Raw genomic sequence first — 20,596 nt, forward strand, 5'->3', positions numbered from 1 at the left:
AGCATAAAAAATATGAATTTGAGTTATTTAATGTAGCGCCATACCATCAGCCTCACAAGCCAAAGGGTTATTGAATGTCTCAAAAGCCCGGGGCATAGAAAGACCGATGATGAGGACCGACTGATGGCCGGCAAAACGCTTTACGACAAGCTTTGGGATTCCCATGAAGTGAAACGGCGCGACGATGGCTCGTCGCTGATCTATATCGACCGTCACATCATCCATGAAGTGACCTCGCCCCAAGCGTTTGAAGGCCTGCGGCTGGCCGGGCGCAAGCCCTGGCGCGTCGACTCGATCATCGCCACCCCGGACCACAACGTACCGACCACCCCGGAGCGCAAAGGCGGCATCGAGGCCATTGCCGACCAGGTGTCGCGTTTGCAGGTGCAAACCCTCGACGACTATTGCGATGAATATGGCATTACCGAATTCAAGATGAATGACGTGCGTCAGGGCATCGTGCACGTGATCGGCCCGGAGCAGGGCGCCACCTTGCCGGGCATGACCGTGGTCTGCGGTGACTCTCACACCTCCACCCACGGCGCATTCGGCGCCCTGGCCCATGGCATCGGCACCTCCGAGGTGGAACATGTGTTCGCCACCCAGTGCCTGGTCGCCAAAAAGATGAAGAACATGTTGGTCAAAGTCGAAGGCACATTGCCATTTGGCGTGACCGCCAAAGACATAGTGCTTGCCGTGATTGGCAAGATCGGTACCGCCGGCGGTAACGGCCATGCCATCGAGTTCGCCGGCAGCGCCATCCGCGACCTGTCCATCGAAGGCCGCATGACCATCTGCAACATGTCCATCGAAGCCGGTGCCCGTGTCGGCATGGTCGCGGCGGATGAAAAAACCGTTGAATACGTCAAAGGCCGTCCTTTCGCTCCGCAAGGCGCCGATTGGGAGGCTGCCGTAGAGGCCTGGAAAGACCTGGTGTCCGACGCCGATGCTGTCTTCGACACCGTGGTTGAGCTCGACGCCGCGCAGATCAAGCCGCAAGTCAGCTGGGGCACCTCGCCGGAGATGGTCCTGGCCGTCGACCAGAACGTGCCGGACCCGGCCAAGGAAACCGACCTGGTCAAGCGTGGCTCCATCGAGCGCGCCTTGAAGTACATGGGCTTGAAGGCCAATCAGGCGATCACCGACATCCAGTTGGATCGCGTGTTTATCGGTTCCTGCACCAACTCGCGGATCGAAGACCTGCGCGCCGCGGCGGTGATCGCCAAGGGCCGCAAAGTGGCCTCGACCATCAAGCAAGCCATCGTGGTGCCAGGTTCGGGCCTGGTCAAAGCGCAAGCCGAAGCCGAGGGCCTGGACAAGATCTTCCTTGAGGCCGGTTTTGAATGGCGCGAGCCGGGCTGCTCCATGTGCCTGGCGATGAACCCGGACCGTTTGGAGTCGGGCGAGCATTGCGCGTCCACCTCCAACCGTAACTTCGAAGGGCGTCAGGGCGCCGGCGGGCGTACCCACCTGGTCAGCCCGGCCATGGCCGCTGCCGCTGCCGTCAACGGTCGTTTCATCGACGTTCGCGAATTGATCTGAGGAAAACCCGATGAGAGCTTTTACCCAACACACCGGTCTTGTCGCGCCGTTGGACCGTGCCAACGTCGACACTGACCAGATCATCCCCAAGCAGTTCTTGAAGTCGATCAAGCGCACCGGCTTTGGTCCGAACCTGTTCGATGAGTGGCGCTACCTGGACGTGGGCTACGCCTACCAGGACAACTCCAAGCGCCCGTTGAACAAGGACTTCGTGCTCAACGCCGAGCGTTACCAAGGCGCCAGCGTATTGCTGGCCCGCGAGAACTTCGGCTGCGGCTCCAGCCGTGAACACGCGCCGTGGGCCCTGGAAGAATATGGCTTTCGCAGCATCATCGCGCCGAGCTACGCCGACATCTTCTTCAACAACAGCTTCAAGAACGGCTTGTTGCCGATCATCTTGAGCGACGCCGAAGTGGATGAGTTGTTCAAGCAGGTCGAAGCCAATGTCGGCTACCAACTGACCGTTGACCTGGCTGCGCAGACCGTGACCCGCCCGGACGGCAAGGTGTATCACTTTGAAGTCGATGCGTTCCGTAAGCACTGCCTGATCAATGGCCTGGACGATATCGGCCTGACCTTGCAGGACGGCGACGCGATTGCAGCGTTTGAAACCAAGCACCGGGCGAGCCAGCCCTGGTTGTTTCGCGACGCTTGATTTGAGGTAGGCCGTGCGGCCCCCATCGCGGGCAAGCCCGCTGCCACATGTTGACCTGTGAACACGGTCGAGTGTGGGAGCTGGCTTGCCTGCGATAGCGGCCATACCAACACCACAAAACCCAAGGAAAACCACCATGACCAGCACCGCCCACACCCAAGTCGTGCAAAAACAGTTCGGCGAACAGGCCTCGGCCTACCTGAGCAGCGCAGTTCACGCTCAAGGCACCGAATTCGCGCTACTCCAGGCCGAATTGGCCGGGCAGGGCGCTGCGCGACTGCTGGACCTGGGTTGCGGTGCCGGGCATGTGAGCTTCCACGTTGCGCCGCTGGTTAAAGAAGTGGTGGCCTACGACCTGTCCCAGCAGATGCTCGACGTGGTGGCAGCCGCCGCAAAAGAGCGTGGCCTGAACAACATCCACACCGTGCACGGCGCCGCTGAGCGCCTGCCATTCGCCGATGGCGAGTTCGACTTCGTGTTCAGCCGCTACTCGGCTCACCATTGGAGCGACCTCGGCCTGGCCCTGCGTGAAGTGCGCCGGGTGCTCAAGCCCGGCGGCGTGGCCGCGTTCGTGGACGTCTTGTCACCGGGCAGCCCGCTGTTGGACACTTACCTGCAAACCGTCGAAGTGCTGCGCGATACCAGCCACGTGCGCGATTACTCCGCCGCCGAATGGATGCGCCAGCTCAGCGAGGCCGGCCTGCACGTACGCAACAGCAGCCGTCAGCGCCTGCGCCTGGAATACACCTCGTGGGTGGAGCGCATGCGCACCCCAGAGGTATTGCGCGCCGCGATCCTTGAGTTGCAGCAGGCGATGGGCCAGGAAGTACGCGATTACTACGAGATTCAAGCCGACGGCACCTTCAGCACCGACGTGCTGGTGGTCTTTGCCGAACGCTGATTAATTTTCCCGACCTGCCCACGGGCGGGTCGCTTGATGAAATGAGGAACGCATGAGCAAGCAGATTCTGATTCTTCCTGGCGACGGTATTGGTCCGGAAATCATGGCCGAAGCGGTCAAAGTCCTGGAATTGGCCAACAGCAAGTACAGCCTGGGCTTCGAATTGAGCCACGACGTGATTGGCGGCGCCGCCATCGACAAGCACGGCGTGCCCCTGGCCGACGAAACCCTGGACCGCGCCCGTGCTGCCGACGCCGTATTGCTCGGCGCCGTGGGCGGCCCGAAGTGGGACAAGATCGAGCGTGACATCCGCCCGGAGCGCGGCCTGCTGAAAATTCGCGCGCAACTGGGCCTGTTCGGCAACCTGCGTCCGGCGATTCTCTACCCGCAACTGGCCGATGCGTCGAGCCTCAAGCCGGACGTGGTGGCGGGCCTGGACATCCTGATCGTGCGTGAGCTGACCGGCGGTATTTACTTCGGCTCGCCACGCGGCGTGCGCACCCTTGAAAATGGCGAGCGTCAGGCCTACGACACGCTGCCGTACAGCGAGAGTGAGATCCGCCGTATCGCCCGTGTCGGTTTCGACATGGCCCGCGTGCGTGGCAAGAAGGTCTGCTCGGTCGACAAGGCCAACGTACTGGCCTCCAGCCAACTGTGGCGCGAAATCGTCGAAGAAGTGGCCAAGGACTACCCGGACGTCGAACTGAGCCACATGTACGTCGACAACGCCGCCATGCAGCTGGTGCGTGCACCCAAGCAGTTCGACGTGATCGTCACCGACAACCTGTTCGGCGACATCCTGTCCGACCAGGCGTCGATGCTGACCGGTTCCATCGGCATGCTGCCGTCGGCGTCGCTGGACACCCACAACAAGGGCATGTACGAGCCGTGCCACGGTTCGGCGCCGGACATCGCAGGCCAAGGCATTGCCAACCCGTTGGCGACCATCTTGTCGGTGTCGATGATGCTGCGTTACAGCTTCAACCTGAGTGAAGCGGCGGATGCAATCGAGAAGGCTGTGAGCCTGGTACTGGACCAGGGTTTGCGCACCGGCGACATCTGGTCGCAGGGTTGCACCAAGGTTGGGACGCAAGAAATGGGCGACGCAGTAGTCGCCGCGCTGCGGAATCTGTAATCTCTCGGGCCCGCTTGCAGTTGTTGCTGCAAGGCGGCCCACTTTTTAACAAGGTGTAGTTGCGATGAAACGTGTAGGTCTGATCGGTTGGCGCGGTATGGTCGGTTCCGTGCTCATGCAGCGGATGCTGGAAGAGCAGGATTTCGATCTTATTGAGCCGGTGTTTTTCACCACGTCGAACGTGGGTGGCCAAGGGCCGTCCGTGGGCAAGGATATTGCTCCGCTCAAAGACGCCTACAGCATTGAAGAGCTCAAAACCCTCGACGTGATTTTGACCTGCCAGGGTGGCGACTACACCAGCGAAGTCTTCCCCAAGCTGCGCGAAGCCGGCTGGCAGGGTTACTGGATCGACGCCGCCTCGAGCCTGCGCATGCAGGACGACGCCGTGATCATCCTCGACCCGGTGAACCGCAAGGTTATTGACCAGCAGCTGGACGCTGGCACCAAGAACTATGTGGGCGGCAACTGCACCGTCAGCCTGATGCTGATGGGCCTGGGTGGCCTGTTCGAAGCTGGCCTGGTCGAGTGGATGAGCGCCATGACCTATCAGGCGGCCTCCGGCGCCGGCGCGCAGAACATGCGCGAGCTGATCAAGCAAATGGGTGCCACCCACGCGGCCGTTGCCGATCAATTGGCTGACCCTGCCAGCGCGATCCTCGACATCGACCGTCGTGTGGCCGAAGCCATGCGCAGCGATGCCTACCCGACCGAAAACTTCGGCGTGCCTTTGGCCGGTAGCCTGATCCCGTGGATCGACAAGGAATTGCCGAACGGCCAGAGCCGCGAAGAGTGGAAGGCCCAGGCTGAGACCAACAAGATCCTCGGTCGCTTCAAGAACCCGATCCCCGTGGACGGCATCTGCGTGCGCATCGGCGCCATGCGCTGCCACAGCCAGGCGCTGACCATCAAGCTGAACAAAGACGTGCCGATCGCCGATATCGAAGGGCTGATCAGCCAGCACAACCCGTGGGTCAAGCTGGTGCCGAACAACCGCGACATCAGCATGCAGGAGCTGAGCCCGACCAAGGTTACCGGCACCCTGAATGTGCCGGTTGGCCGTCTGCGCAAGCTGAACATGGGTACTCAGTACCTGGGCGCGTTCACCGTCGGCGACCAACTGCTGTGGGGCGCGGCTGAACCGCTGCGTCGCATGCTGCGGATTTTGCTGGAGCGTTGATCGCTGCTGGTGAGTAAGAAACCCGCGTTCTGGTGACAGGCGCGGGTTTTTTATTGCCCTTCAGGGCCTCTTTGCGGGCAAGTCCACTCACATTCGATCGCATTTCAACGTTGGGAGGCGTTTGAATGTGGGAGCTGGCTTGCCGGCGATGAGGCCATCAGCCACGCCAACAACCCCAGGTCAATTGCCTCACTCCCCACCACCCGGTAAAGTGCCGCTCCCCCCGCAATGCCCGAGGCAGCCACCATGACCCAGACCTTTGAAATCGCCGTGATCGGTGCAACCGGCACCGTGGGTGAAACCCTGGTGCAGATTCTCGAAGAGCTGGATTTTCCGGTAGGCACCCTGTATCTGCTGGCGGGCAGCAACTCGGCCGGCGCCTCGGTGCCGTTTCGCGGCAAGAATGTGCGGGTCAAGGAAGTTGATGAGTTCGACTTCAAAAAAGCCCAGTTGGCCTTCTTCGCGGCAGGCCCGGCGGTGACCCTGAGTTTCGCGCCACGCGCCACGGCGGCCGGTTGCTCGGTGATCGACCTCTCCGGCGCCTTGCCGGCCGATCAGGCACCTCAGGTCGTGCCGGAAGCCAACGCGCATATTCTCAAGGGCCTGAAAAAGCCCTTCCAGCTTGGCAGCCCGAGTCCGTCGGCCACCAACCTGGCGGTGGTTCTGGCGCCGTTGCGCGGCCTGCTGGAGATCCAGCGCGTCAGCGTCACTGCCAACCTGGCCGTTTCGGCCCAGGGCCGCGAGGCCGTCAGCGAGCTGGCCCGGCAGACCGCCGAGTTGCTGAACGTGCGCCCGCTGGAGCCGAAGTTCTTCGATCGGCAGATGGCCTTCAACCTGTTGGCGCAAGTCGGCACGCCTGACGCCCAGGGTCATACAGCCCTGGAGAAACGCCTCGTACACGAGTTGCGCGCGGTGCTGGAAACACCTCTGCTAAAGATTTCCGCAACCTGCGTTCAAGCCCCGGTGTTTTTTGGCGATAGCCTGACAGTGTCATTGCAGTTGGGCGCGCCGGTCGACCTGGCCGCTGTCAACCGTGCACTGGAGGCCGCGCCGGGGATCGAGCTGGTGGAAGAGGGCGACTACCCCACGGCCGTTGGGGATGCGGTCGGCCAGGATGTGGTCTACGTTGGCCGAGTGCGTGCGGGCGTGGACGACCCGGCGGAACTAAATCTGTGGCTGACGTCAGATAACGTACGCAAAGGCGCGGCATTGAACGCCGTGCAACTGGCGCAGTTGTTGATAAAAGGCCTTGTGTAAAAGATACTTGGCGGCAATTTGTAGATTGATTCTAGCCAAGCGCTATGCTTGGCCCCAAGCGAAACAGAAGCGCGTCGGTAACCTATCGGCTCGCCATGCCTTATGGCAGCGGTTACCAACCTTCTCGCAGGCCGGGGAGTGTTCAAACAAAGGATGAGGCTATGGTTCAAGTTCGCAAACTGGTGTTAGCAATAGCGGCCGCCTCGGCGCTGTCTTCCGGTATGGCGCAGGCGCTGCAGCTTGGGGAGATGACCCTCAAGTCGAAGTTGAACCAGCCGTTGGCGGTGGAAATCGAATTGCTCGATGTCGGCGGCCTCACTGCCTCCGAGATCACCCCGAGCCTGGCGTCTGACCAGGCGTTTGTGGACGCCGGCGTGGATCGCCAGGCGTTTCTGAATGACCTGACGTTTACCCCGGTGATCAACCCCAATGGCCGCAGTGTGGTGCGCGTCACCTCCAGCAAGCCGCTGCCTGATTCCTACGTACGGTTTCTGCTTCAAGTGCAATGGCCCAACGGCCGCCTGATGCGCGACTACAGTGTGCTGCTCGACCCGGCCAAGTTCGAGCAGCCGGCACCGACCGCCAGCGCACCGGCACCGCGCTTGAGTGCGCCGACCCAGTCGGCACCTGCCAGCACGGCGCCCACGGTCAGCAAAGCTGCGCAGCACACCACGACGTCTCGCGATACCTTGTGGGAAATTGCCGCGAAGAACCGCAACGGCGCGTCGGTCCAGCAGACGATGCTGGCAATCCAGGCGCTCAACCCTGATGCCTTTATCTACGGCAATATCAACCGCCTGAAAACCGGCCAGGTGCTGCGTCTTCCGGATCGCCAGCAAGCCACCAGCCTGCCGCAGCCGGAAGCGATTGCCGAAGTCACTGCGCAAAATGCCGCCTGGCGCGAGGGCCGTCGCACGACCAATAATCAGGCCGCCGGCAAGCAACAACTGGACGCCACTCGGCGCACCCAGGCAGGCGACGCGCCCTCGAGCACCAATGCCAAGGACAACTTGAGCCTGGTGTCGGCCGAGTCCGCCAAGAAAGGTGCCAAGGGCAGGGCCGCTGACGGGCGTGCATTGAGCGACAAGCTGGCGATGACCCAGGAAGAACTGGACACCACGCGCCGCGACAATGCCGAGCTGAAAAGCCGCGCGGCCGACCTGCAAAGCCAGTTGGACAAGCTGCAAAAGCTGATTCAATTGAAAAACGATCAACTGGCCAAGTTGCAGGCTCAGGGCGGTAACCCGGCAGTGCCGGGCACTGCGCCGACGACGGCAGCCATCCCGGCGCAGCTGCCAGGCGAGCCTGCGGCGACTGCAGCGACTGCGCCGGCGCCCGATGCGACGCCGGCTGCCGTGGTAGCTACGCCCGAGCCGATCAAGCCGGATACCGCGCCTGCCAGCAGCACCGAAGGTAAATTCAACGATCTGCTGACCAACCCGATTGTTCTCGGGGTCATCGGCGGTGCTGCCGGCTTGCTGGTGTTGTTGCTCCTGCTGCTGTGGGCCCGTCACCGCAATGCCCGCCTCGAAGAGGAAAAGCACCTGCGTATGGCGCGGGCGCTGGCTGAAGAACCACAGTTTTCGCCGAATGTGGATCACGACCTGCCACCGGACAGCTTCGAAGGCCTGGAAGTGCCGCCGCCGAACGTCAAGCTGGCGGCCGCGCCTGCGCCTGCCCCGGTGGTTGAGCCTGTCGTGGTGCCGAGCGTGGCTTCCGTGCTGGCGCCGTTGGCCGTCGCCGTGGCCCCGGAAAATTCCAGCGATGCGCTCGCACAAGCCCAATCCCATATCGACCGTGGTCACCTGAATCAGGCCGCCGATGTGTTGGAGCAGGCGATCAAGCGCGAGCCCAAGCGCAGTGACCTGCGCTTGAAGCTGATGGAAGTCTACGGTCTGCAAAGCGATAAGGACGGCTTCGTCACGCAAGAGCGTCAACTGGTGGCCACGGGCGAAAACCACGCCCAGGTCGAGCAGCTCAAGAGTCGCTTCCCGGCCATGGCCGTGTTGGCCGCGGGCGTCAGCGCTGCGGTGGCTGCGGCGGCGCTGGACGCTCAATACGTGAAGAACTTGCTTGAAGACAAACCGGCAGCGCCGGCGCCGGAAGCCGACGCGTTCGACACGGATTTCGACTTGAGCCTGGACGATCTGGAAGCCGCTTCGCCGGCCGTGGTCAGCCCCAAGGATGAGTCGAGTTTCGAGTCTGTCCTGCAGCGCCAGACGCAAGCCAAGCCTGCGGCGGATGATGTGTCGGACTTCGATCTGGACCTGCAGCTGGACGCGCCGTCGTCCACGCAATCGGACGATGACTTCCTCTCGGGCCTTGAAGACCAGATGAAGGATGTGCCGGCCGTTGAGCCGCCGACCCTTACCCCTGCCGCACTGGATGATTTCGACCTGCCGGAAGACTTCGACCTGTCCCTGGCTGACGAACCGCAAGCGCCGCCGGCCGCCAAGCCGGATGCCTTCACATCCGAGCTGGACGACGTCAACGCTGAGCTCGATCGCCTGTCCCAGAGCCTCGAGCATCCGCCGATCGAGCCTTCCTTTACCGCCGAAGATGCGGCGTTGGGCGCTGATGAGCCGGAGTTTGATTTCCTCTCTGGCACCGATGAGGTGGCCACCAAGCTCGACCTGGCCCAGGCCTACATCGACATGGGCGATGCCGACGGCGCGCGCGACATTCTGTCCGAAGTGCTGACTGAGGGCGATGAAGCCCAGCGCGGTGAAGCCAAGGAAATGCTCGGCAAAATCTGAACAGTGGTGTAACGCCAATGTGGGAGCGGGCTTGCTCGCGAGCGTGACGTGTCGGTGAGCGGATTGAGCGCCTGGCACGTTGCATTCGCGAACAGGCCCGCTCCCACAGTTGCTTTGGCGCGTGGCCTCGCAACAAAAGCGCCCCTCATGCGTGCTCCGCCTTTATAATGGGCGCCTTTGCGCAACTCATCGGGCTCTCAGTTCTTGGCAAATCTAGATAACGCGGCCGCCGAAATGGCGGCCGCAGGCTTTAACCGCATCGCCCTGGGCGTGGAATACAAAGGCTCGCGCTATCGCGGCTGGCAGCGCCAGGCCTCGGGTGTGCTGACGGTGCAGGAAACCCTCGAAAACGCCTTGTCGAAGGTCGCCGACTCGCCGGTGTCGTTGATGTGCGCCGGGCGAACCGACGCCGGTGTGCATGCCTGTGGCCAGGTGGTGCACTTCGACACCCAGGCCGAGCGCACGATGAAAGCGTGGGTGATGGGCGCCAATATCAACTTGCCCCATGACGTCAGCGTCACTTGGGCCAAGGTCATGCCTGCGCATTTTCATGCGCGCTTCAAGGCCATTGCCCGGCGATATCGCTACGTGATCTATAACGACCAGATCCGTCCGGCGCACCTCAACCAGGAAATCACCTGGAACCATCGCCCGCTGGATGCCGAGCGCATGGCCGAGGCCGCGCAGCATTTGGTCGGTGTGCATGATTTCAGCGCGTTCCGTGCCGGCCAGTGCCAGGCCAAGTCGCCAATCAAGGAAGTCCATCACTTGCGCGTGACCCGTCACGGCAAGATGATCGTGCTGGATATCCGCGCCGGTGCCTTCCTGCACCATATGGTGCGCAATATTGCAGGCGTGTTGATGACCATCGGCACCGGCGAGCGCCCGGTGGAGTGGGCCAAAGAGGTGTTGGAAAGTCGCATCCGCCGCACAGGTGGGGTGACGGCGCATCCCTTTGGCCTGTATCTGGTGGACGTGGAGTACCGCGACGAGTTCGAATTGCCGGATCGCTTCATCGGGCCACACTTTCTCACAGGTTTCAGCGAACTTGGCGGCTGACGCCCGGAATAGCTTTTGTTACCATCCGGGACTTTCTCGGTTCAACCCCTGAGGTTTCTACGACATGTCAGCCGTTCGCAGCAAGATTTGCGGGATCACCCGCATAGAAGACGCGCTGGCGGCAGTCGAGGCGGGGGCGGATGCCATCGGTTTTGTGTTTTATGCCAAGAGCCCACGGGCGGTGAATGTGCTGCAGGCGCGTGCAATCATCGCCGCGTTACCGCCGTTCGTGACCACCGTCGGCTTGTTCGTCAACGCCAGCCGCTGCGAGCTCAACGAAACCCTGGATGCCGTGCAGCTGGACATGCTGCAGTTTCACGGCGATGAAAGCCCCGACGAGTGTGAAAGCTACCAACGCCCGTATATCAAGGCGCTGCGCGTCAAGGCCGGGGATGACATCGCCGCTGCGTGTGCTGCCTATACTGGCGCTCGTGGCATTCTGTTGGACACCTATGTCGAAGGCGTGCCGGGTGGTACGGGCGAAGCATTCGACTGGACGCTGATTCCCGAGGGGCTGAGCAAGCCGATTATCCTCGCCGGCGGGCTCAACCCCGCGAATGTCGGAGCCGCCATCGAGCAGGTTCGGCCGTACGCCGTGGACGTCAGCGGTGGGGTGGAGCAGGGCAAGGGCATCAAGGATCACCACAAGATTCGCGCATTCATGCAAGCGGTGCGCAACAGCAATGGTGTGATGTGACGGCTCGCAGTCTGCCGCCGTCCATAACTACCACTGTGTAAAACAGCATCGGCGCCGCCTGCGGGAGGCCCGGAAACGTAGTGGCAACCCGCGCTGCGGGTTGTCTGGACGGCTGAGGATACAGGCAGGAAATGGCTGGTCGAACGTCTGACCCCGTCCCGCCTGTGTCATCGCCACATATGAATTTAGCTCAAGGGCATACGCGGGGCTGTGTTCAAGCCACCGGTACTGGAGAAAGAAAGCATGAGCAACTGGTTAGTAGACAAACTGATCCCTTCGATCATGCGTTCCGAGGTGAAGAAAAGCTCGGTTCCTGAAGGTCTGTGGCACAAGTGCCCATCCTGCGACGCGGTGCTGTATCGCCCGGAGCTGGAAAAGACCCTGGACGTTTGCCCCAAGTGCAACCACCACATGCGTATCGGCGCCCGCGCCCGCATCGACATTTTCCTCGACGCCGATGGCCGTGCCGAGCTGGGCGCTGACCTGGAGCCGGTTGACCGTCTCAAGTTCCGCGATGGCAAGAAGTACAAGGATCGCCTCACCGCCGCGCAAAAGCAGACCGGTGAAAAGGACGCGCTGATTTCCGTCAGCGGCAAGTTGCTGGGCATGCCCGTGGTGGTGTCGGCGTTTGAGTTTTCCTTCATGGGCGGTTCCATGGGTGCCATCGTCGGTGAGCGTTTCGTACGTGCCGCCAACTACGCGCTGGAAAACCGTTGCCCGATGATCTGCTTCGCCGCTTCCGGTGGCGCGCGCATGCAGGAAGCGCTGATTTCCCTGATGCAAATGGCCAAGACCTCTGCGGTACTGGCGCGTCTGCGTGAAGAAGGCATTCCGTTCATCTCCGTGCTGACAGACCCGGTCTATGGCGGCGTTTCTGCCAGCCTGGCGATGCTGGGTGACGTGATTGTCGGCGAACCCAAGGCCCTGATCGGCTTTGCCGGCCCGCGCGTGATCGAGCAGACGGTTCGTGAAAAACTGCCGGAAGGTTTCCAGCGCAGCGAGTTCCTGCTGGAGCACGGCGCGATTGACATGATCATCGCCCGTGGCGAGCTGCGTCCACGCCTGGGTAACCTGCTGGCGCAAATGATGGGCCTGCCGACGCCTGTGTACGTCGCGCCTAAAGTCGAACCGATCGTTGTACCGCCGGTGCCTGCAAACCTATGACCCAACGTACCCTTGGCGAATGGCTCGCCTACCTTGAGCAGTTGCATCCGTCAGCCATCGACATGGGCCTGGAGCGCTCGCAACAGGTAGCGGCCCGCCTCGGGTTGGGCCGGCCGGCACCGCGCGTGATCACGGTGACCGGCACCAACGGCAAAGGCTCAACCTGTGCCTTTGTCGCGGCGCTGCTGCAAGCCCAAGGGCTGAAAGTTGGCGTCTACAATTCTCCGCACCTGCTGCGTTACAACGAGCGGGTGCAGCTCAATGGCGTCGAAGCCACTGATGAGCAGCTCTGCGAAGCCTTTGCCGCACTGGATACCGGGCGCGGCGAAATTTCCCTGACCTACTTCGAAATGGGCACCCTGGCGGCGTTCTGGCTGTTTGAGCGTGCGCAATTGGATGTGGTTGTTCTGGAAGTCGGCCTGGGTGGGCGTCTGGATACCGTCAACGTGGTGGATGCCGACATGGCGCTGGTCACCAGCATTGGCGTGGACCATGCCGACTACCTGGGCAATACCCGCGAGTCGGTGGCCTATGAAAAGGCCGGGATCTTCCGCCAGGGCAAGCCTGCGCTGTGTGGTGATCTGGACCCGCCGCAACCCTTGCTCGACAAGGTGCGCGAGTTGGATTGTCCGTTTTACCTGCGCGGCCGCGAATTCAATCTCGACATCGGTGCTCAACATTGGCAATGGTGTGGGCGTGATGCGCGCGGGCAGGCGGTAGAGCTGCATGATCTGCCGCTGCTGAACCTGCCGATGGAAAACGCTGCGCTGGCGTTGCAGGCCTACCTGCTGCTGGATCTGCCGTGGCATGCCGAACAAATTGCCGCGACATTGCTGGCCACTCGGGTGGTCGGGCGCCTGGATCGTCGCACCTTCGAGTGGGAGGGCAAGCGCCTGAACCTGCTGCTGGATGTGGGGCATAACCCGCATGCCGCCGAGTACCTGGCGCAACGCCTGTCGCGTACGCCACCGGTGGGTCGCCGCCTGGCGGTATTCGGGCTGTTGGCTGACAAAGACCTGGGCGGCGTGGTTGCGCCGTTGCTGGGCGATGTGCAGGCTTGGGCGGTGGCGCCGCTGGATACGCCGCGCAGTCGGCCGGCCGCCGAATTGGAAACGGCCTTGCAGAACCTTGGTGCGCCAGTGGCGTCGTATGCAAGCGTCACCGCCGCGCTTGAAGCGCAGTGTGCGGTGGCAACGGCCGAGGACGAGATTCTGTTGTTCGGATCATTTTATTGTGTTGCCGAGGCGCTAGAGTGGTTGGCCCGGCGCTCCACGGAGGAAGCTGCACATGGCATTACTGGATAGCGCATACAAGCAGCGAATGGTTGGAGCCCTGGTGTTGGTGGCGTTGGCGGTGATTTTTCTGCCGATGCTGTTTTCGCGTCAGGATGAGCAGCGCCAGGTAGTCGTTGAGGCACCGGCTGCGCCCCAGGCGCCGACGGTACCGCAAGTTCAGGTCGAGCCGGTGGTGGTGCCCGAGCCGCAGGCGTTGCCTGAGGAGCCTGTGCCGAGTGATGCGGATGTGGCTGCGCAGCAGGCGCCGAGCATGCCGGTGCAGCCGAGTGTGCCGGTGGTCAAGCCCGCACCTGCACCTGCGCCGGCAGCGCCTGTGGTTGCCGCCAAACCGGCCGCGCCGGCGCCAGCGCCCAAGCCGGTTGCGCCGCAACCTGCCGCGCCGGGCAAGCCGGACGTTGGTCAAAGCCGTATCGATCCCAATGGTCTGCCGATCACTTGGTCGATCCAGCTCGCCAGCCTGGCCAATCGCGAGAGCGCCGAAGCCTTGCAGAAAAAGCTGCGCACTCAGGGCTACAACGCTTATATCCGCAGTGCCGATGGCAAGAACCGCGTGTTTATCGGGCCGCTGATCGAGCGCGCCGAGGCCGATCGTCTGCGCGACTTGCTGGGTCGCCAGCAGAACCTGAATGGTTTTGTGGTGCGTTTTCAGCCTGAGCGCGGCTGATTTCACCCCCGTTTCAGCTTGGAATGCACTCAATGTGGGAGGGGGCTTGCCCCCGATGGCGGTAGGTCAGTCAGCCTCTCTGATAATGACCCGTCGCTGTCGGGGGCAAGCCCCCTCCCACATTGTATTGGGTGGTCCTGAGGGGCCTTCGCCCTACTCAACCCATTGATTTGCAAAGCACCCGCAATCACAGCTTACCGACAGCCCGGCGCTCTGCTAAAATGCGCCGCCTTATCCGTACGTAGGCTGCACTGTGCCATTTACCTGGGTTGATTGGGCGATCGTTGCAATCGTCGCCATCTCCGCTTTGATCAGTCTAAGCCGCGGCTTCGTAAAAGAAGCACTGTCGTTGCTGACCTGGATCATCGCAGGAGTCGTAGCCTGGATGTTCGGTGGTTCATTGTCGGTTTATCTGGCCGGTTACATCGAGACACCTTCGGCTCGCGTCATCGCGGGCTGCGCCATCATGTTCATCGCCACGCTGCTGGTGGGGGCAATGGTCAATTATCTTATTGGCGAGTTGATACGTGTCACCGGCCTCTCCGGGACCGATCGATTTCTCGGCATGGCCTTCGGCGCTGCGCGTGGCGCGTTGCTGGTGGTCGTGGCGGTCGGGCTGTTGAGCCTGGGGCCGGTACAGCAGGATTCGTGGTGGCAGGAGTCGGTACTCGTGCCAAAATTTCTATTGGTTGCAGATTGGTCCAAGAACCTCATTCTGGGGTGGAGCAGTCAGTGGCTGGCCAGCGGAATCAGCGTACCCGCTGATCTTCCGTTCAAGGAACACCTCTTGCCGGCCAAAACGCCTCAGTAAGCAGTGTTCAGTCAAGATTCATTAAGTAGGGGTTGCGTCGCATGTGTGGCATCGTCGGTATCGTCGGTAAGTCGAACGTGAATCAGGCGCTGTATGACGCGCTAACCGTCCTCCAGCACCGCGGCCAGGACGCTGCCGGTATTGTGACCAGCCACGACGGCCGGTTATTCCTGCGCAAGGACAATGGCCTGGTGCGTGACGTGTTCCATCAACGTCACATGCAGCGCCTCGTCGGGCACATGGGCATTGGCCATGTGCGTTACCCGACTGCGGGCAGCTCGACCTCGGCCGAAGCTCAACCGTTTTACGTCAACTCGCCTTACGGCATTACCCTGGCGCACAACGGTAACCTGACCAACGTTGAACAACTGGCCAAGGAGATTTACGAATCTGACCTGCGCCACGTCAACACCAGTTCCGATTCGGAAGTGCTGCTCAACGTGTTCGCCCACGAGCTGGCCCAGCGCGGCAAGCTGCAGCCCACCGAAGAAGACGTGTTCGCCGCCGTGACTGACGTGCACAACCGTTGCGTCGGTGGTTACGCGGTCGTGGCCATGGTCACCGGTTACGGCATCGTCGGTTTCCGCGACCCGCACGGCATCCGCCCGATCGTGTTCGGCCAGCGCCACACTGACGAAGGCGTCGAGTACATGATCGCCTCCGAAAGCGTGTCCCTGGACGTGCTCGGCTTTACCCTGATCCGCGACCTGGCCCCGGGCGAAGCGGTGTACATCACCGAAGACGGCAAGCTGCACACCCGTCAGTGCGCCGTGGCGCCGAAACTCACCCCGTGCATCTTCGAACACGTCTACCTGGCGCGTCCGGATTCGATCATCGACGGCGTTTCGGTGTACAAGGCGCGTCTGCGCATGGGCGAGAAGCTGGCGGAGAAAATCCTGCGCGAGCGTCCTGAGCACGACATCGACGTGGTAATCCCGATTCCGGACACCAGCCGCACCGCTGCGCTGGAGCTGGCCAACCATTTGGGCGTCAAGTTCCGCGAAGGCTTCGTCAAGAACCGCTACATCGGCCGTACCTTCATCATGCCGGGCCAGGCAGCGCGCAAGAAGTCGGTCCGCCAGAAGCTCAACGCCATCGAGCTGGAGTTTCGCGGCAAGAACGTGATGCTGGTGGACGACTCCATCGTACGTGGCACCACCTGCAAGCAGATTATTCAGATGGCCCGTGAAGCGGGCGCCAAGAACGTGTACTTCTGCTCCGCTGCGCCTGCTGTGCGGTACCCGAACGTGTACGGTATCGACATGCCGAGCGCCCACGAGCTGATTGCCCACAACCGTTCGACCCAGGACGTTGCCGACCTGATCGGCGCCGACTGGCTGATCTACCAGGACCTGCCGGACCTGATCGAAGCGGTTGGCGGCGGCAAGATCAAGATCGAGCAGTTCGATTGCGCCGTGTTCGACGGCAAGTACGTGACCGGCGATGTCGATGAGGCTTACCTGAACAAGATCGAGCAGGCGCGCAACGACTCGTCGAAGATCAAGACCCAGGCGGTCAGCGCGATCATCGATCTGTACAACAACTGAGTAAACACCGGCCCTGAGGGGCCGGTTTTGTATCTTAAATAAAGAATTGAGTAAGGAGTCGCAGCATGAGTCAGGAATGGGATGCCGGTCGGTTGGACAGCGACCTCGATGGCGTAGCTTTCGATACCCTGGCTGTGCGCGCCGGCCAGCACCGTACCCCGGAAGGTGAGCACGGTGACCCGATGTTCTTCACCTCCAGCTATGTGTTCCGCACCGCCGCCGACGCTGCCGCGCGTTTTGCCGGTGAAGTGCCGGGCAACGTCTACTCGCGCTACACCAACCCGACCGTCCGTGCGTTCGAGGAGCGTATTGCGGCCCTCGAAGGCGCTGAGCAGGCGGTGGCCACGGCGACCGGCATGGCGGCCATCCTCGCCGTGGTGATGAGCTTGTGCAGCGCTGGCGACCATGTATTGGTATCACGCAGTGTGTTCGGTTCGACCATCAGCCTGTTCGAGAAGTACTTCAAGCGCTTCGGTATTGAAGTGGACTACGTACCGCTGGCAGACCTGTCCGGTTGGGACGCGGCGATCAAGGCCAACACCAAATTGCTGTTCGTCGAGTCGCCGTCCAACCCGCTGGCCGAGTTGGTCGACATCGCCGCATTGTCTGAAGTGGCGCACGCCAAAGGCGCGATGCTGGTGGTCGACAACTGCTTCTGCACGCCTGCATTGCAGCAGCCGTTGAAGCTGGGCGCAGACATCGTCGTGCACTCGGCCACCAAGTTCATCGACGGCCAGGGCCGTTGCATGGGCGGCGTGGTGGCTGGGCGTGGCGAGCAGATGAAAGAAGTGGTGGGTTTCTTGCGCACCGCCGGCCCGACCCTGAGCCCGTTCAACGCCTGGATCTTCCTCAAAGGCCTGGAAACCCTCAGTCTGCGCATGAAGGCCCATTGCGCCAATGCCCAGGCCCTGGCCGAGTGGCTGGAGCAGCAGGATGGCATCGAGAAAGTGCATTACGCCGGCCTCAAGAGCCACCCGCAACACGAATTGGCTCAACGCCAGCAGCGTGGTTTCGGCGCCGTCGTCAGCTTCGAAGTGAAGGGCGGCAAAGAGGGCGCCTGGCGCTTCATCGACGCCACTCGCTTGATTTCCATCACCGCCAACCTGGGCGACAGCAAGACCACGATCACGCACCCGAGCACCACCTCCCATGGTCGCCTGGCGCCGCAAGAGCGCGAAGCGGCCGGCATCCGCGACAGCCTGATCCGCATCGCGGTGGGCCTGGAAGATGTGGCCGACTTGCAGGCTGACCTGGCCCGCGGGCTGGCGGCCTTGTGATCGAGTGGTCCATGGATGCTGCAGCGGTCGGTAACGGCCGCGTCGCACTGGTGACCGGCGCGGCGCGGGGCATTGGTCTCGGGATCGCGGCGTGGCTGATCAGCGAAGGCTGGCAAGTGGTGTTGACCGACCTGGACCGCGAGCGTGGCTCCAAGGTGTCCAAGGTGCTGGGCGACAATGCCTGGTTTATTACCATGGACGTCGCCGACGAAAAACAAGTGGCCCAGGGTGTCGCAGAAGTACTGGGGCAGTTCGGGCGGCTGGACGCGTTGGTGTGCAACGCGGCGGTGGCCGACCCGCGCAATATCACCCTGGAAAGCCTCGACCTGGCGTATTGGAACCGCGTGCTTGCGGTGAACCTCAGTGGGCCGATGCTGTTGGCCAAGCACTGCGCGCCGTACCTGCGTGCCCATGGCGGTGCCATCGTCAACCTGGCATCGACCCGGGCGCGTCAGTCGGAGCCGGACACCGAGGCCTATGCGGCCAGCAAAGGCGGCCTGCTGGCCCTGACGCATGCATTGGCCATGAGCCTGGGGCCGGAGGTGCGGGTCAATGCCGTCAGCCCTGGCTGGATCGATGCGCGTGATCCGGCGGCCCGGCGTGCCGAGCCGTTGACGGATGCCGACCATGCCCAGCATCCGGCGGGCAGGGTGGGTACGGTGGAAGACGTGGCGGCGATGGTGGCGTGGTTACTGTCGCGCCAGGCGGGGTTTGTCACCGGGCAAGAGTTTGTGGTGGACGGTGGCATGAGCAAGAAGATGATTTACAGCGAGTAGGGCAGATAGCCGTCTTGAAGCAATTTTGTCTTTTTCAGAAAAACTTCAAGCAGGCTATTGACTTAGGTCCGCTACCTGCGTAAATTTCGCGGCCTCAACGAAGCAAAGGGTGATTAGCTCAGCTGGGAGAGCATCTGCCTTACAAGCAGAGGGTCGGCGGTTCGATCCCGTCATCACCCACCACTTCTTGAGAGTTTTGCCCTAGGGCAAGACGCAACGTTAAAGGTTGCACCGACGCGCAGCGGTAGTTCAGTCGGTTAGAATACCGGCCTGTCACGCCGGGGGTCGCGGGTTCGAGTCCCGTCCGCTGCGCCATATCTGCCTCAAGGCCCACTGAACGCCTTGAAGCACAAAGAAAGTCCTAGGCTGACTTTGATCCGATAGCAAAAACCCTGGTCGAGAGACCGGGGTTTTTTGTTTCTGCGATTTGGCTTTCGGCTGCAAGAGCCGGCAAGCCGGCTCCCACTGTGTGGTCAGAACCCCAGTTTGTCCCGCAACCCGTAATACCAGGCGCCCAGCGCCGCAAATGGCGTGCGCAACAGTTGCCCGCCCGGGAACGGGTAGTGCGGCAGGTCGGCAAACGCATCAAAACGCTCCGCCTGACCTCTCAGTGCCTCCGCCAGCACCTTGCCTGCCAGGTGCGTGTACGTCACGCCATGGCCGCTGCAGCCTTGTGAGTAATAGATGTTGTCGCCCAGGCGACCCACCTGCGGCAAGCGCGACAAGGTCAGCAGGAAATTGCCGGTCCAGGCGTAATCGATTTTCACGTCCTTGAGCTGCGGGAAGGCCTTGAGCATCTTCGGGCGGATGATCGCTTCGATGTTGGCCGGGTCACGTGCGCCATACACCACGCCGCCGCCGAAGATCAGGCGCTTGTCGCGGGTGAGGCGGTAGTAGTCGAGCAGGTAGTTGCAGTCTTCGACGCAATAATCCTGCGGCAGCAGCGTCTTGGCCAGTTCATCACCCAGTGGGGCGGTGGTGATGACCTGTGTGCCGCAAGGCATCGATTTGGCCGCCAGCTCCGGCACCAGGTTCCCCAGGTAGGCGTTGCCCGCGACGATGATGAACTTGGCCCTGACCTTGCCTTCGGCGGTGTGCACCACCGGGTTCGCGCCGCGCTCGATGCGCACCGCAGCCGATTGCTCGTAGATCGTGCCGCCCAGGGATTCAACAGCCGCCGCTTCGCCCAGCGCGAGGTTGAGTGGGTGAATGTGCCCGCCGCTCATGTCGAGCAGGCCGCCGACGTAGTTGTCACAGGCCACTACTTCGCGGATACGGCGTTCGTCCAGCAACTCAAGTTGCGTATGCCCGTAGCGTTCCCACAAGCGTTTCTGCGATTCCAGGTGGCCCATGTGCTTGCTGTTGAGGGCGGCGAACACGCCGCCATCCTTCAGGTCGCACTGGATCTGATATTTGGCCACGCGCTCGCGAATGATCCTGCCGCCCTCAAACGCCATCTGCCCCAGCAGCTGCGCTTGCTTGGGGCCGACGCTGCGCTCGATCACATCGATGTCGCGGCTGTAGCTGTTGACGATTTGCCCGCCGTTACGGCCCGACGCACCAAACCCCACCTTGGCGGCTTCCAGCACGGTGACGCGAAAACCGTTTTCCAGCAGAAACAGCGCGCTGGAAAGGCCGGTGTAGCCGGCGCCAATCACACACACATCGGTTTCGACGTCACCTTGCAGTACCGGGCGAGGCGGAACCGCATTCGCGGACGCGGCGTAATACGACTGGGGGTAAGGGGTGTTCGCCATCCTGGAACCTCTGTTTTATATTTTTTACGAGTGCGCCGATCCTACCTGAGTTGAAAATTGCCTGCCAGCCACCCGAAAAATCACCGGTGCACCCGGCGCAAATAAATAATTCGCATATTCATAGGG

General features: G+C 62.0%; 17 protein-coding genes and 2 tRNA genes. 18 read left to right on the top strand and 1 reads right to left on the bottom strand.

The window, feature by feature from the left end:
* Nucleotides 1-123: 123 nt before the first annotated feature.
* From leuC to AACV02_RS24880, 18 genes are all read left to right on the top strand, one after another.
* A complete protein-coding gene (gene leuC / locus AACV02_RS24795; RefSeq protein ID WP_106576679.1) occupies nt 124-1,542 on the top strand; it encodes a 3-isopropylmalate dehydratase large subunit in 1,419 nt (472 codons plus the stop codon).
* Nucleotides 1,543-1,552: 10 nt separating this feature from the next.
* The gene (gene leuD, locus AACV02_RS24800) at nt 1,553-2,197 is read left to right on the top strand and encodes a 3-isopropylmalate dehydratase small subunit (RefSeq protein ID WP_106576680.1); all 645 of its coding nucleotides are present in this window, start codon (nt 1,553-1,555) and stop codon (nt 2,195-2,197) included.
* Nucleotides 2,198-2,333: 136 nt separating this feature from the next.
* On the top strand, nt 2,334-3,098 hold the full coding sequence (locus tag AACV02_RS24805; RefSeq protein WP_119742625.1) for a class I SAM-dependent methyltransferase: 765 nt from the start codon (nt 2,334-2,336) through the stop codon (nt 3,096-3,098).
* Between the two features lie 52 nt (nt 3,099-3,150).
* Complete coding sequence (leuB, locus tag AACV02_RS24810; RefSeq protein ID WP_119742627.1) at nt 3,151-4,233, top strand: 3-isopropylmalate dehydrogenase; 1,083 nt, start codon at nt 3,151-3,153, stop codon at nt 4,231-4,233.
* Between the two features lie 64 nt (nt 4,234-4,297).
* Nucleotides 4,298-5,410, top strand: a complete 1,113-nt coding sequence (gene asd / locus AACV02_RS24815; RefSeq protein WP_058412147.1) for an aspartate-semialdehyde dehydrogenase — start codon at nt 4,298-4,300, stop codon at nt 5,408-5,410.
* Between the two features lie 246 nt (nt 5,411-5,656).
* Entirely contained in the window at nt 5,657-6,667 is a 1,011-nt protein-coding gene (locus AACV02_RS24820) for an aspartate-semialdehyde dehydrogenase (RefSeq protein ID WP_106576683.1), read from the top strand.
* Between the two features lie 161 nt (nt 6,668-6,828).
* Complete coding sequence (locus AACV02_RS24825; RefSeq protein ID WP_119742629.1) at nt 6,829-9,423, top strand: FimV/HubP family polar landmark protein; 2,595 nt, start codon at nt 6,829-6,831, stop codon at nt 9,421-9,423.
* Between the two features lie 234 nt (nt 9,424-9,657).
* The gene (truA, locus tag AACV02_RS24830) at nt 9,658-10,482 is read left to right on the top strand and encodes a tRNA pseudouridine(38-40) synthase TruA (protein ID WP_106576685.1); all 825 of its coding nucleotides are present in this window, start codon (nt 9,658-9,660) and stop codon (nt 10,480-10,482) included.
* 64 nt (nt 10,483-10,546) lie between these two features.
* Nucleotides 10,547-11,179 (top strand): phosphoribosylanthranilate isomerase, encoded by a 633-nt coding sequence (locus tag AACV02_RS24835; RefSeq protein ID WP_106576686.1) that lies wholly within the window; start codon nt 10,547-10,549, stop codon nt 11,177-11,179.
* Between the two features lie 243 nt (nt 11,180-11,422).
* The gene (accD, locus tag AACV02_RS24840) at nt 11,423-12,343 is read left to right on the top strand and encodes an acetyl-CoA carboxylase, carboxyltransferase subunit beta (protein ID WP_106576687.1); all 921 of its coding nucleotides are present in this window, start codon (nt 11,423-11,425) and stop codon (nt 12,341-12,343) included.
* A complete protein-coding gene (gene folC / locus AACV02_RS24845) occupies nt 12,340-13,647 on the top strand; it encodes a bifunctional tetrahydrofolate synthase/dihydrofolate synthase (protein ID WP_119742631.1) in 1,308 nt (435 codons plus the stop codon). The genes accD and folC overlap by 4 nt, the downstream gene beginning before the upstream one ends.
* A complete protein-coding gene (locus AACV02_RS24850) occupies nt 13,631-14,302 on the top strand; it encodes an SPOR domain-containing protein (RefSeq protein WP_119742634.1) in 672 nt (223 codons plus the stop codon). Before folC ends, AACV02_RS24850 begins: the two co-directional genes overlap by 17 nt.
* Before the next feature lie 253 nt (nt 14,303-14,555).
* Nucleotides 14,556-15,113, top strand: a complete 558-nt coding sequence (locus AACV02_RS24855) for a CvpA family protein (RefSeq protein WP_003192538.1) — start codon at nt 14,556-14,558, stop codon at nt 15,111-15,113.
* A gap of 41 nt (nt 15,114-15,154) precedes the next feature.
* Nucleotides 15,155-16,660, top strand: coding sequence for an amidophosphoribosyltransferase (purF, locus tag AACV02_RS24860; protein WP_058426877.1), 1,506 nt, complete (start codon nt 15,155-15,157; stop codon nt 16,658-16,660).
* 65 nt (nt 16,661-16,725) lie between these two features.
* On the top strand, nt 16,726-17,937 hold the full coding sequence (locus AACV02_RS24865) for an O-succinylhomoserine sulfhydrylase (RefSeq protein WP_099583998.1): 1,212 nt from the start codon (nt 16,726-16,728) through the stop codon (nt 17,935-17,937).
* Nucleotides 17,938-17,948: 11 nt separating this feature from the next.
* Nucleotides 17,949-18,713 carry an SDR family oxidoreductase gene (locus tag AACV02_RS24870; RefSeq protein WP_106576690.1) on the top strand — a complete coding sequence of 255 codons (765 nt, stop codon included), beginning with the start codon at nt 17,949-17,951 and terminating at the stop codon, nt 18,711-18,713.
* Between the two features lie 107 nt (nt 18,714-18,820).
* Nucleotides 18,821-18,896: transfer RNA gene (locus AACV02_RS24875), tRNA-Val, on the top strand.
* A gap of 55 nt (nt 18,897-18,951) precedes the next feature.
* Nucleotides 18,952-19,028: transfer RNA gene (locus AACV02_RS24880), tRNA-Asp, on the top strand.
* Nucleotides 19,029-19,186: 158 nt separating this feature from the next.
* Here the strand turns inward: AACV02_RS24880 and AACV02_RS24885 are convergent.
* The gene (locus AACV02_RS24885) at nt 19,187-20,470 is read right to left on the bottom strand and encodes an NAD(P)/FAD-dependent oxidoreductase (RefSeq protein WP_106576691.1); all 1,284 of its coding nucleotides are present in this window, start codon (nt 20,468-20,470) and stop codon (nt 19,187-19,189) included.
* Between the last annotated feature and the right edge of the window lie 126 nt (nt 20,471-20,596).

This window comes from Pseudomonas sp. Larv2_ips (assembly GCF_963879675.1).
Classification (GTDB): Bacteria; Pseudomonadota; Gammaproteobacteria; order Pseudomonadales; family Pseudomonadaceae; genus Aquipseudomonas.